The following is a 12,310-nucleotide window of genomic DNA, read 5'->3' as shown; positions in this document are numbered from 1 at the left end:
CTCGACCTCCACCAGCCGTCAATGGCTGCCTCTCTTGCCGCACCTGGGACGGGTCGGCCGTTCGCCTACCGGCTCCTGGGCGTCAACATCGCGCGGGTGTGCCTCGCGACCGCCCGCCTGCGCTCGATCGGGACCATGTGTGTCTCGCCGGGGAACATCGCGAGCGACGCGTGCGGCACGAGGGTGGCCGTGCGCTCCGGCATCCGGCCGAACACCTGGTCGTTCGTGCCGCTGATGATCAGTGTCGGTGCCGAGATACGGGACAGCGACGCCTCGTCGACAGGTGAGTCGAGGACGGCGCGCAGGCCGCGCACGATGACCTGGGGGTCGTTCATGCCTTCCGCGGCGCGACCGCGGCGGGTGCGAAGCCGAAGGCGTAGCAGCCAGTTCAGCCACGGGCGACGGAACATGCCGACGAACTCCTCTCCAAGCGAGGCGAAGTCCCCGCGAGCCGCAAGGTCGAGCTGGCGGCGCATGAGCTGTGACCCTTCCTGTGAGAACCGGTGTGCGCTGGCCAGCAGTACCAGCTCCGAGACCAGGCCCGGGTGGTCGGCGGCTACCTGCAGGGCGATGATGCCGCCGTACGAGACGCCGACAAGCTGCACCGGTGCCCCGAGCTCAGAGATGATCGCGGCTACGTCGGTGACGATCGTCGCCAGGCTGTGGTCCTCGGTGGGCGCTGGGTCGTAGCCGAGCAGGATGAAGCTGCGGTCGGGCGGCAGGACCGAGGCGACCCGGCCGGCGTCGCGCGCGATGCGCTGCGGGGTGGGCCGCTGCATGAACGCCTGGCCGCCGGCGAGCACGAGGATCGGCTGGTCGCCGTGGCCGATCCGGGCGTAGGGGATGCGGCCGAGGAACGTGCCGGTCTCGATCGTCACAGCCGCCGATGATAGCCGCGCTCGGGGCGGGTCCGGCGGCGCGCGGTGGTCTGACCGGCGCGCGGTGACGGCGCGGCGGCTGACCCACACTTGATGCTGTACGGCCTGCAGCCGTGGTCGGCGTCGACTCACCGGCCAGACCCCGAAGCGTCGTCAGTGGTGATCACGATGGGCTGCGGCGACGTCCGCCCGTACTTCCCCGGCCGGCGCCACGAGGACTGGAAGCTCTACGACGCAGCAGGCCAGGGCATCGACGCCGTGCGCCCGATCCGCGCCGAGATCCGCGACCGCGTCCAAGCACTCGTCGAGGACCTGCTGCCCAATCGCTGACCGACTAGGCATGCCCGCCTGGCTCGACAACGACATCGCCGCCCGCCGAACGGTGTCTTGTCCGGCAGTAGGGAGGTCGACAGACTGGCTCTCACGAGAATGCTCACCTTTGTGTCTGGAGGCGGCCATGGTCAGCCGGGGGTGGATCGGGCTGGGTTCCGTCCTGCTCGCTGTGGTCGGCCTGTTGATCGGCTGGCGGATCGACCAGAGCGGTGGTGACGCCGGGGTGGTCGCGGCGCTCGCGTTGCTGGCGCTGGCCGCCGGTCTGCTGGTGGCGGCCAGCGCCGGCGGGGAGATCGTGGTCCGGGTGACCGGCGGCGTCCTGTTCGTCGCAGGTCTTGCCGTAGTCGTCACGCACCATGAGCTGTGGTGGTGGCTACCGAGTTCCTGGGTTGCCCCGGTGTCGCTGACTGCGGTGCTCATCTCGGCGGTGGGCGCCGGCGTCCTGCTGTTCGCGTACGGCTTCCGTCTGGCGAGCCTCAGCGGCACCCTGGGTCTGCTCGCCCTGGTCTGCTTGGCGCTTACGGTCCTGCCGTATCTCGGCAGTGACGAGAAGTCGGTGCTCCGGGTGTTCGTGACGGCCCTCGGCGCGGTGGCTCTTGCGGCCGGCGTGGGCGCCGCCACCACTGGGCGGACGAGTGGCGAACGGCGCGCAGTGACGGCCGTCGCGGGCGTCGTCGGAGCGGCCGTCACCGTATACGCGGGCTTCGACTCGTATCCGGTGTACGCATCCGGTAGTCATCATGCTGCGGTGATCGGCGCGACGATCATCGGAGCAGTCGCGTCGCTGGCCCTGGGGGCGGCCGGCTCGCGGCCGAACGTGATAGGCGGCCTGCGGAGGACGGAGCCGAGTACCGGCCGGGCGGCCGGACCCGAGACCGTCGTCCCGTCTGCCGCGCCGATGCCCGAGCAGCCTCACGAGCCATCGTCGCACCTCGCGACGCCGGAGTCACCGTCTCGTGCGCCCGCAGAACCGACGCGGGCCTACCCGACTGCGGGGCCGGTGACCATGTCGGCGGTGCCGAGCGTCGCTGCCGGCAAACCTTCACCGGCGACAGCCGCTTCCCCAGCGCCGGCGGCCGAGCCTGCCCCGCGCGCGGCTGACCGGCTACAGACCGCCTCGCTGGCGGTCGGCCTCGTGATCGGACTCATCACGATCGCCAAGGAGCTTGTCGCGGCACTCCTGGCCCTCATCCACTAGAGCTGCTCCAGGCGACGGTCGGTGGTCTCGGATGGGCGGCGCCGTCAGCTCCGCGGTTCCAGACGCAGCACATGGCAGCGGGGGTGCACGCCATGAGGGCACCCGCTCGACCCTTGAGGGCGCTGTCGCCGGAAGCGGGGCTGTCAGCGTCGCGAGGGCGGTGGCTGCCACCGCCGCGGCCAGCAGTGACGGTAGGGCGTACGGCGGTGTGGCCGCGGGTCAGGTGAGGGCAACGGCTGCGGCGAACCCGTCGAGGGCGGCCAATTCGGCTTGCGCCGGGAGCGGGTGTCGTCGGGCCGGCGGCTGGGACATGCCGTGGCGGCGCCGGGCTTGGTCGGTCGGCGCGCGACCCCGAAGCGAGCCGTGGCGTCGAGTGTCGCCGGTGGCACTGGAGCGGGGGAGGGGCCGAACACGCCGGGCGACATACAATCCGTGTACATCGCGCATACACGCGGGCCGTTCACGGCCACAGGGCGGCGGCCGGCCGGCGCATGCCACCATCGCGCGATCGTCCGCTGACGTCGGACGCGCGCGATCGCCGGCGGGCTCTCGACCTGCATCATCCGGTGGCCGCAGTAGGTTCTCGCGCCGCTGCCCGCGATGTCATCGGACCGCGACGACGGCTGACCGTCCGATCGGCGTGACACGGATGCCGATTCCCTGCTTCGATCCACATCGCCCGATCGGCCATGGGATCGTCGTAGATCATTCCGTAGTGTCGGCTCCCATCCGACGATGGGAAGATCAATGAATCTACCTGTGTTCAGCCGACTGGCCGCTGCCGCAGTGGTGGTAGCGCTGTCGCTGGCTCCCGTACCCGCTCAGGCCAGACCATGGGAGGAACCGAAGGGCGGTGACACCGCCGCCGGCGCACCCCGGGGACACGCCCGCCCGATGCCGGGTGCGAAGCCGGTGCGGCCCAGTGCCAAACAGCGGGCCGCTGCCGGCACGACGATGGCCCTGCCTGACTGCCAGACCAGCAAGTACACCGACCCGACGGGCACCGGCGTGCTTCGGGTGGACCAGGGCTGTGACCTCGACCGGTACATGTACGAGAGCGATGGCCCGCTCGACTTCTCGATCCTGGTCGACCGCTACGCCGGACCGGTGACCGCCGAGGGCTACCCGGCCGCGGGGCACGCGTACGCCGACCGCAAAGCGCTGCTGACTCTGCGCGCCTGGGACGTCGACGACGACTACGCGGTCGGCGGTGAGGTGGACCGGGTGGGCGTCAACGGGCATGCCATCGACGCGCCCAGCTACGGCATCCTGACCGGGGCGCACGATCAGTGGAGCACCGTCTCCTTCCACATCGACGCCTCGAAGCTGAAGTTCCCGGCCGGGCCGGGCGAGGTCGCGGTGAACGACTTCACCGTCCTGATCGATACCGCGAACCCGGGCACGAATACGTGGGCGGTGTCGATCGACTGGGCGGAGTTGCGTCTGTCCAGCGACGTGCTGCCGGTGGCGCTGATGCACGGCATCATCAGCACGGGCGAGGCGATGCTCGACATGAAGGCGTTCTACGAGGAGAACGTATGGCAGCTGGCGGGGAAGATCATCACTCCGACGCTGACCTTCAACGGCAGCACGTACCTCAATGAGCTCATGATGCGCGAGCCCATCGCCGCGTTGAAGCGCGACACCGGCGCGGAGCAGATCAATCTGGTCGCCCATTCGATGGGCGGGCTCAACTCGCGCCGGTACGCCTGGCTCCATCCGGGCGACGTCCGCAACGTTGTCATGATCGGCACTCCGAACGGCGGCAGCCCCGTCGCCGACCATCTCTGCGAGATCAAGAACAGCTACGACGGTGACCCGAACGAGTACGAAGCGCTGATCCTCATCATCGGCCACAAGTTCGGCCCGTGCGACGGACCCGCCGACGGCCTCTATCAGCTGCAGACCAGCTACATGCAGAACGTCTTCAACGTCCAGGTACGCGACCACGCCGCCGGCACCGAGTACGCCACCATCGCCGGCGAAGGGTGGGACCTGACGTCCGTGTACGTTCCCGGGCAGAGCGACGGGGTGGTCGCGGTGGACAGTGTCCGCTGGATGGACCGCAACGGCTCGCACGGCGGCGTGCACACCTCGCTGGAACCGATCTTCCCGCAGAACCACGGCGATCTGATCAAGACAGGAAGCGGCGCTCTCGGACGCAGCCTCTGCCACGCCTATGCCGCCCAGTACGCCTGCTACCGCATCGAGGAGTCCAGCGGGTTGCGGGCCATGGCCGGCACGGCGGGCGATCCGGTGGAACTCGTCGACATCGGCACCGCCACCATCCCCGCCGGTGGCACCGCACAGATCCCGCTCGCGCTGGAGGCCGCGAGCACCGCGCAGGTCCTGATCCTGACCGAGCCCGGTGTCACCGGCAGCTACAAGGGCCAGCCGCTGAGCACGGGTCAGCTGTTCGGCGAGCCGGTGCTGGTGGCGCAGACCACCGGGGGTGCCGGCACCGTCACCCTGCACAACTCGACTGGTGCGCAGGTGAAGGCGGCTGCCGTCGGTTCGGTGGCGACGACACGGCAGCTGGCTGTCGCCGGTCCGGCGGGGCTGCCGACGGCCGGATCGCCGGTCACCGCGACGATGACGCTGACCGAGGCGGTCGCCGGCGAGCCGGTGCGCTACCGAGTCCTCGACGGTGCCGGGGCAGAGGTCGCGGAGGGCGCAGCGGCCGGCACCGGCACCGGCACCTGGTCGGCGACGTTCACCCCGGCCGGCGCCGGTACGTACACGGTCGCGGCGTGGACCACCGGAACCCGGGCGCGGACCGCCAGCGTGGTGGTGCCGGTCGGAGCCGACGACGGCAGGGGTGTCGCCGCCGGTGCCACCTGGCTGGCACCCGACGCCAACACCGACGGCCGACTCGACGCCTTGGAGGTGTCGGTGCCGGTCACCGCGCCGCAGGGCGGTGAGTTCCACCTGACCGGCGACCTGATCGCGGCGGGTGGGCAGGTCATCGGCTCGGCCGGCGGCACGGCCGAGATCGGCGCCGGCACCGGCTCGGTGACGCTGCGGTTCGGCGGACAGGCGATCTTCCGCAGCGGCCTGAACGGGCCGTACACGCTGGGCAACCTGGTGCTCAGCGACGCCGAGCAGAACCTGCTGGACCAGGTGACCGTCCAGGCCACCTCGTCCGGCTACACCGCCGCGCAGTTCGACCACCTCGAGGTCGAGATCGACCTGCAGGGTTTCACCGATGAGCAGGTCGACGCGGACAGCAACCGGTACGCCGAGCAGTTGCGGGTCGGCGGCCGGGTGCGGGTGGACGCCGGCGGCTCGTATGCCATCAACGCGCGGCTGGTCGGGCCGAACGGGCAGGAACTCGTCGAGCACCAGCAGACGGCCGCCCTGACCGCGGGCCAGAACCAGATCACTCTGAACTTCCCCTGGCCGGCCATCGCCGCCGGCGGCGTGAACGGGCCGTACACGGTGATGGACCTGTCGGTGTATCCGATCAACAACGCCGGCAACGGTGCATTCCTGCCCAGCGCCCACACCACCGAGGCGTTCCATTCCTCCGGTCTGGTCAACCGGGTGCCGCTGGTGCACATCGAACCGGTCACGGTCGAGGGCAACACCGCCGGCGGCTACACGGGCACCCTGCCCGGGGCCTCGGCGGAGGACCCGGACGGTGACCCGGTCACGCTGACCAACAACGCCCCTTCGCCGCTGCCGTTGGGTGTCAACAGCGTCGTCTGGACCGGGACCGACACCTACGGCGGCACCGGCACTACGGTGCAGTCGGTGACGGTTCGGGACACGACCGCACCGAGCATCACCTGCCCGCCGAACGCGACCGTCACCACCGCGACGCCGGCTCTGGGGAACCCGGCCACGTCGGACATCGTCGATGCGACGGTGACGGTGACCAACAACAAGCCGGCGACCTTCCCGTCCGGGCTGACCACGGTGACCTGGACCGCCCGGGACGACTCCGGTAACGCGGCCACCTGCCAGCAGCAGGTGACGGTGAACCTCGGGGTGCCCGCCGGGCCGTACGCGTTCACCGGGTTCTGGACCGGGGGCAGCAGCACGCCGAGCCTCAACGCGACCTGCAAGGTGCCGCCGCTGCCGTACAACATGTGCTTCATGGACGTGTCCTGGCAGGTCAAGGACAGCAGCGGAAACGTGATCAGCAACCCGGCGGTCGTGAAGAGCATCAGCTGGGCGGGCAACGTGTCCGCGATCTCGTTCAGCCCGACCACCGGTCGAATGTCGGTCAGCATCAGCGAGGACGGAGTGCCGACACCCAGTTGGTACAACTTCACGCTCATCTTCGCCGACGGCACTCGCAAGACGCTGAGAGTCCAGATGATCGAGGGAGCGCCTGAGAGCAGCTGACCCGTCCGCCGATGTCAGGATGCCTCCGGGGCGCTGCTCCGGAGGCATCCTGTACTCCAGGTCACGGCCGTGGCGTAACTGCTGCCGGTGCAGCCAGCGACCAGCACCTAAAAGCGGTGCGGGCTCTCACGGCGTAATACTGCAACCCTGGATCGCGTCGATGGAGTAGGCCAGGTCGTTGCTTTGAGTTGCAGGTGGTGCCGGTAGGCGGGATCCCCCCCGCGTGCGCGCGGAGCAGAAGAACTTCGCTTTGAGTACAGCTTTGACCTTGGGATCACTCCGGCTGGCCGCAGGGCGACGCTGGTGGGGCACCGACGGTGCTGACGCGTAGCCGAACCGGCCCAGCGGCGCTGTTGTGCGCCGTGACGACCGCGATGACCACGTGGCGGGCGAGGTCGACGAAGCCGGGATCGACCTCGCCACGGGTGCACACGTCGACGTGGACACAGCCCTGCCGGGGCGCGGGCCGCATGCCTGAGGACGCCATGGCCGCCTCCATCCATCGCTTCGGTGCCCAGCGCCGCGGCGTGGCACCGGCGGCGGGTCACTCGCCGATGGGGATGTGGGCCAGGTCGGTCCACAGGTCGCGCATGGCCGGGTAGGGGCGCTCCGGCAGAGTCCTGATCACCGCGATCACGTCCGGCCGGGCGTGGCTGCCCGCGGCGAACGCGAGCAGCTCGTCGCGGGTGGCCGGCCCGGTCGTGAACGCGGCCTCGATGTGGTTGGCCAGCTCGATACGAGTCACGGTCACTGGTGTTTCTCCTGTCGGTTGTCGGGGGTGGCGTGGCCCGCCGCTCGGGGAAGGAGGAGGGGTGCGGCGGGCCACGCCACGATCATTGGGGAGGTGCGGCTAGTGCAGCCCGGCCTTCAGGCTGTCCAGTGCCGCCCACAACTTGGCAGGCAGCTTGTGCCCGAGCCGGGCGAACCACTCCTCGATCTGCGGAACCTCCTCCGCCCACTCGAGCGGGTCGACGCGCAGCGCCTCGGCGAGGTCGGCCTCGGCGATGCCGAGGCCGTCGGTGTCGATCGCCGTGGGGTCGGGCACCAGGCCGATGGGGGTGTCGACAGCGCCGGCGGTGCCGTCGAGCCGTTCGACGACCCACTTGAGCACGCGGGAGTTCTCGCCGTACCCGGGCCACAGGAACCGGCCGTCTTCGCCGCGGCGGAACCAGTTCACCTGGAAGATCTTCGGCAGCTTGTGCTGGTCGGCGCCCGCGCCGATGCGCAGCCAGTGGTTGAGGTAGTCGCCGGCGTTGTAGCCGATGAACGGCAGCATGGCCATCGGGTCGCGGCGCACCACGCCGACCTGGCCGACGGCCGCGGCGGTGGTCTCCGACGACAGGGTCGCGCCCAGGAACACCCCATGGTTCCAGTCCCGCGACTGAGCCACGAGGGGCACGGTGGTCTTGCGCCGCCCGCCGAACAGGATCGCCGAGATCGGCACCCCGCGCGGATCGTCGAACTCCGGTGCCAGGATCGGGCACTGCTTGATCGGGGTGCAGAATCGCGAGTTCGGGTGGCTGGACGGCGTGCCGGACTCCGGGGTCCAGTCGTGACCGTGCCAGTCGGTCAGGTGCGCCGGCGGCGCGCCCATGCCCTCCCACCACACGTCGCCGTCGTCGGTCAACGCGACGTTGGTGAACAGCGAATTGCCTCGGGCGAGGGTGCGCATCGCGTTGGGGTTGGTGGTGTGGTCGGTGCCCGGTGCGACGCCGAAGAACCCGTACTCGGGGTTGACCGCATACAGGCGGCCGTCGTCACCGAAGCGCATCCAGGCAATGTCGTCGCCCAGGGTCTCGACCTTCCAGCCGGGGATGGTCGGCTCCAGCATGGCGAGGTTGGTCTTGCCGCAGGCCGAGGGGAACGCGGCGGCGATGTAGTGCACCGTCTGCCGCGGGCTGGTGATCTTGAGGATGAGCATGTGCTCGGCCAGCCAGCCCTCGTCGCGGGCCATCACGGAGGCGATACGCAGGCTGTAGCACTTCTTGCCCAGCAGCGAGTTGCCGCCGTACCCGGATCCGTACGACCAGATCTCACGCGTATCGGGGAAGTGGGCGATGTACTTGGTGTCGTTGCACGGCCACATCACATCCGGCTGGCCCGCGGCCAGCGGCGCGCCGACGGAGTGCAGCGCGGGCACGAACTCGGCGTCCTCGCCCATCACGTCCAGTACGGGGGTCCCCATCCGGGTCATGATCTTCATGCTGGCCGCGACGTAGGCCGAATCGGTGATCTCCACCCCGAACTTCGGGTCCTCGGCGTCCAGCGGCCCCATGCAGAACGGCACCACGTACATGGTCCGCCCAGCCATGCTGCCACGGTACAGCTCGGTCATGAGCTGCTTCATCTCCGCCGGAGCCATCCAGTTGTTGGTCGGGCCGGCGTCATCGGGGTCGACCGAGCAGATGAACGTGCGCTCCTCCACCCGTGCCACATCCGAGGGATCTGTGCGGGCCCAGAACGAGTTCGGCTTGTGCTCGTCTGCCAGCCGCACCAACGTGCCGGCGTCGACGAGCAGGCCGGTCAGGCGCTGCCATTCCTCGTCGGAGCCGTCGCACCACACCACCTCAGCCGGGTTGGTCAGCGCCGCCACCTCGGCAACCCATGCCAGCAGCCGCGAATGAGTGGTCGGGGCAGGGGCCAGGCCGGGCGTCGTTGCCACAGTCATCGATCACTTGCCTTTCAGAGCGAGGGCGGCACCACAACGCCGTCCTTCATAGTTGCTAACTTTAGCAACCTGCTAGGTCGTGTAATCTGGGGCGGTGACGCGAAAAGGTCACATGACGACCTGCCGAGCCGCCCAGGCGTGGACGACTCGCCCGGACGGGTACGGTTCCTGCAACGAAGGGGGTGGACAGATGACGAAGCCGCTGTACCAAGCCAAGGCGGAGTTCTTCAAGGCGCTCGCCCACCCCGCCCGCATCCGGGTTCTGGAGCTGCTGTCCGAGCGGGAGCACTCGGTCGGGGAGATGCTGCCCGAGGTCGGCCTGGAGTCGGCGCATCTGTCCCAGCAGTTGGCAGTCCTGCGCAAGATGAACCTGGTCGTCACCCGCAGGGAAGGCTCGACGGTGTACTACTCCCTGGTCAGCCCCGAGGTGGCCGAGTTGCTCGCCGTCGCCCGGCGCATCCTAACCGAGGTTCTGGCCAACCAGGTCGAGCTGCTCGACGACCTGCGTGCCGCGCAGGCAGGCGCTCGATAGACGCGGCGGCTCATGCGTTGAAGCCGCCCCTGGACTGGGCGGGTGTGTCAGGCGGGCTTCCCATCTCTCGTGCCCGGCTGACACGCCCGGCCCATCACCGCGCCGCCGACCACCGACGGTGCCGCCGTCGGGCCATCAACCTTGGTTGCAGCGGGTGAACAGCGTGCCACGGCAGTGTGGATCTCGATCCCTCTACCCGTCAGCTCCGGAACGGGCCGGTGACCTCGTACGTGATGCCGCCCAAACCCGAGCGCACCCGCTGGGGCCGCGCTGCGACGAGAAGTAGAGCCGATCGCCGGATGGGCTGAACACCGGGCCGGTGATCTCCGAGGCGTCCTGGCCGGGCAGGCGCAGGAACGGCGCCACCGACCCGTACGCGGAGATCACGTTGATATCCACGTTGCCGCCGTCCTCGGCCACGTACAGATCGGCGTTGCGGGGCGAGCGGGGTCAGGTTGTCCACTCCGGTCAACGACGGGTCGTCGCCCGCCCGCGCCGCGTCGTAGGCCAGCCCGATCGTCGCGTCCCCGGCGGCGTACGGCCACACCGGTCGTCGCCCTTGGTGGTGAAGTAGCAGACGCCCCGCTCGTACCAGCAGCCCTCGCCGCCGTCGAAGCGCAGCACGGCGGGCATTTGGTCGCGGGTGAGCACCGGCCAGCCCACCCAGTCGGGCAGGTCCTGTCAGGTGACCGGCCCAGACGTGGTGCCGGGCGGGGCGCACAGCACCTGCAGCCGCCCGCGGACCAGGGCGCCCTAGACGTCGGGTGCGAAGCTGTAGAAGCAGCCGTCCTCCTCGCCCTCGGTGAGGTAGACGACGCGCCGGTCGGGGTCGCAGGTGGCCGCCTCGTGCTTGAGCCGGCCCATCGCCAGGTGCTCGCGGGCGGGCCGCCGGCCGTGCGGGTCGGTCTCGAAGACCCGACCGTGCGACACCCCCTGGCAGGACAGCCACGTGCCCAGGGGTCCCCGGCGCAGTTGACGTCGGTCGCGGCCAAGGATGCGGTACGCCGCGACGACCGACCCGTCCGCGGCGAAGCGCACCGCCGAAGCGCCGCCCACGGCCGGGACCTCCGAGTTCGACACGTAGATCCAGCCGGCCCCGTCGGCGAAGCAGGCGCCGCCGTCGGGCGCCCGGTGCCAGTCGTACCCGGTTCCGGGCGCGGGGTGCCCGGAACGCGCGACGATGCGGCTGGTGACCCCGGCGGGCGGGTCGACGCCGTTGGCGTCGGCGGAACGCAATGCATCGTACGGACCCTCCACCGACGGTGCCGCGGTCGCGAACATCCGCTGCCACAGCACCCCGGCGAAGGCGGCCGCGCGGAACCCGGCCAGGCCAGCCTGCAGCAGCCTGCGGCGGTGCATCACGTTCTTCCGCTCGGTTTCGTGCGCTACGACGGTGTGGTCCGGCGCCGACCCAGGCCTATCGGCACCAGGTACAGCACGGCCACCGCGAGGTAACCCAGCACGGCTGCGACGGGCAGGAAGATGCCCAGCACGATGAACGCAACATATCCGGCCATGCCGGGCGTGAGGCGCCTGGTGAGGATCTGCACGTCCCGGTCGGCCATGTCCGGCTGGACCAGTCCGCCGCGTACCGCGTACCGCCAGACCGCGGATACCAGCCCGGCCGACAGCAGCAGGAACAGCCCGTACGCCGAGGTCGCGGCGCGGTCGGCGGGGTCCTATCCGATGTTGTCCGCGAGCAGCTTCGTGGGGAACGGCAGGAACGCCACGACCATGAGCAGCAACAGGTTCAAGCGCATGAGCCAGGGGTCGGCGTGGTGCAGATATTCCGTGATCGCCGTATGGGCCAGCCAGATCGCCCCGATCGTCGCGAAGCTGACCAGGTACGCCAGGTACGACGGCCATTCGTCGAGAAGGGCCCGCAGCAGATCCTGCTGAGGGGCTTCGGGCACCGCGATCTCCAGGACCAGCAGTGTGATCGCGATCGCGAACACACCGTCGCTGAACGCCTCCAGCCGCGACGTGCGAAGCGTCCGAGGCCGTGCGTCCGGCCTGCGTTCTTCGTCGTTCATGACTAGATGTTGGAGCGCTGGCCCAGTCGGCGTCATGACAATCAGCAAACCGCTGAACTGCCCCGGACGAGTACTGACTCGCACCGCCGCAGGGCGAGATCGAGTCAGCGGCCGTCGAGTAGCAGGCAGCTGCCTGCGACCGCGACAGCAGCCACCGCGACGAGGACGAGACCGGGATGGGGCTCGGTGGGCTGCGCCCGGCGCAGCTGCCTCTGCCGGGTCTCCGTCGCCCCCAGCATCATCAGGGCGGCTGCCCCGAGTCCAGCGCGGGCTCCAGCGCTGAGGGTGGTGTCGAGCCGTAGCAGTACGGCAGCCGCG

At 69.9% G+C, this 12,310-nt stretch carries 10 protein-coding genes and 1 pseudogene; 4 read left to right on the top strand and 7 right to left on the bottom strand.

Annotated features, from left to right (window positions below; genetic code table 11):
• Positions 1–65: 65 nt before the first annotated feature.
• On the bottom strand, positions 66–878 hold the full coding sequence (locus CS0771_RS27120) for an alpha/beta fold hydrolase (RefSeq protein ID WP_212843637.1): 813 nt from the start codon (positions 876–878) through the stop codon (positions 66–68).
• Between the two features lie 93 nt (positions 879–971).
• On the opposite strand from CS0771_RS27120, the gene CS0771_RS27115 reads away from it, so the two are divergent.
• From CS0771_RS27115 to CS0771_RS27105, 3 genes are all read left to right on the top strand, one after another.
• Positions 972–1,208: a hypothetical protein gene (locus tag CS0771_RS27115; RefSeq protein WP_371821484.1), complete on the top strand. Its 237-nt coding sequence runs from the start codon at positions 972–974 to the stop codon at positions 1,206–1,208.
• A gap of 127 nt (positions 1,209–1,335) precedes the next feature.
• Entirely contained in the window at positions 1,336–2,409 is a 1,074-nt protein-coding gene (locus CS0771_RS27110; RefSeq protein WP_212843636.1) for a hypothetical protein, read from the top strand.
• Positions 2,410–3,144: 735 nt separating this feature from the next.
• Positions 3,145–6,759 (top strand): alpha/beta fold hydrolase, encoded by a 3,615-nt coding sequence (locus CS0771_RS27105; protein ID WP_212843635.1) that lies wholly within the window; start codon positions 3,145–3,147, stop codon positions 6,757–6,759.
• A gap of 274 nt (positions 6,760–7,033) precedes the next feature.
• On the opposite strand, the gene CS0771_RS27100 is transcribed toward CS0771_RS27105, so the two are convergent.
• The 3 genes from CS0771_RS27100 to CS0771_RS27090 form a co-directional block, all read right to left on the bottom strand.
• Positions 7,034–7,246 (bottom strand): hypothetical protein, encoded by a 213-nt coding sequence (locus CS0771_RS27100; protein ID WP_212843634.1) that lies wholly within the window; start codon positions 7,244–7,246, stop codon positions 7,034–7,036.
• A gap of 57 nt (positions 7,247–7,303) precedes the next feature.
• Entirely contained in the window at positions 7,304–7,510 is a 207-nt protein-coding gene (locus CS0771_RS27095; RefSeq protein WP_212843633.1) for a DUF2795 domain-containing protein, read from the bottom strand.
• A 99-nt stretch (positions 7,511–7,609) separates the two neighbouring features.
• Positions 7,610–9,427: a phosphoenolpyruvate carboxykinase (GTP) gene (locus CS0771_RS27090; RefSeq protein ID WP_212843632.1), complete on the bottom strand. Its 1,818-nt coding sequence runs from the start codon at positions 9,425–9,427 to the stop codon at positions 7,610–7,612.
• 190 nt (positions 9,428–9,617) lie between these two features.
• Between CS0771_RS27090 and CS0771_RS27085 the strand changes: the two genes are divergently transcribed.
• A complete protein-coding gene (locus tag CS0771_RS27085; RefSeq protein ID WP_212843631.1) occupies positions 9,618–9,959 on the top strand; it encodes a metalloregulator ArsR/SmtB family transcription factor in 342 nt (113 codons plus the stop codon).
• Between the two features lie 199 nt (positions 9,960–10,158).
• Here the strand turns inward: CS0771_RS27085 and CS0771_RS27080 are convergent.
• The 3 genes and pseudogenes from CS0771_RS27080 to CS0771_RS27070 form a co-directional block, all read right to left on the bottom strand.
• Positions 10,159–11,318, bottom strand: a pseudogene (locus CS0771_RS27080) (alkaline phosphatase PhoX).
• Between the two features lie 26 nt (positions 11,319–11,344).
• Entirely contained in the window at positions 11,345–11,524 is a 180-nt protein-coding gene (locus tag CS0771_RS27075; RefSeq protein WP_212843630.1) for a hypothetical protein, read from the bottom strand.
• Positions 11,525–11,638: 114 nt separating this feature from the next.
• Positions 11,639–11,992 (bottom strand): TMEM175 family protein, encoded by a 354-nt coding sequence (locus tag CS0771_RS27070; protein ID WP_212843629.1) that lies wholly within the window; start codon positions 11,990–11,992, stop codon positions 11,639–11,641.
• Positions 11,993–12,310: the final 318 nt, after the last annotated feature.

Origin of the sequence: Catellatospora sp. IY07-71, from assembly GCF_018326265.1 — a bacterium.
Lineage (GTDB): Bacteria > Actinomycetota > Actinomycetes > Mycobacteriales > Micromonosporaceae > Catellatospora.
Note: the sequence above shows the minus strand (reverse complement) of the source record. Positions and strands in the feature narration are given on the sequence as shown.

Coding starts and splice junctions, on each gene's coding strand:
- CS0771_RS27115 (WP_371821484.1), top strand. CDS start 972: ATGCTGTACGGCCTGCAGCCGTGGTCGGCGTCGACTCACCGGCCAGAC.
- CS0771_RS27110 (WP_212843636.1), top strand. CDS start 1,336: ATGGTCAGCCGGGGGTGGATCGGGCTGGGTTCCGTCCTGCTCGCTGTG.
- CS0771_RS27105 (WP_212843635.1), top strand. CDS start 3,145: ATGGGAAGATCAATGAATCTACCTGTGTTCAGCCGACTGGCCGCTGCC.
- CS0771_RS27100 (WP_212843634.1), bottom strand. CDS start 7,246: ATGGCGTCCTCAGGCATGCGGCCCGCGCCCCGGCAGGGCTGTGTCCAC.
- CS0771_RS27090 (WP_212843632.1), bottom strand. CDS start 9,427: ATGACTGTGGCAACGACGCCCGGCCTGGCCCCTGCCCCGACCACTCAT.
- CS0771_RS27085 (WP_212843631.1), top strand. CDS start 9,618: ATGACGAAGCCGCTGTACCAAGCCAAGGCGGAGTTCTTCAAGGCGCTC.
- CS0771_RS27075 (WP_212843630.1), bottom strand. CDS start 11,524: ATGGCCGACCGGGACGTGCAGATCCTCACCAGGCGCCTCACGCCCGGC.
- CS0771_RS27070 (WP_212843629.1), bottom strand. CDS start 11,992: ATGAACGACGAAGAACGCAGGCCGGACGCACGGCCTCGGACGCTTCGC.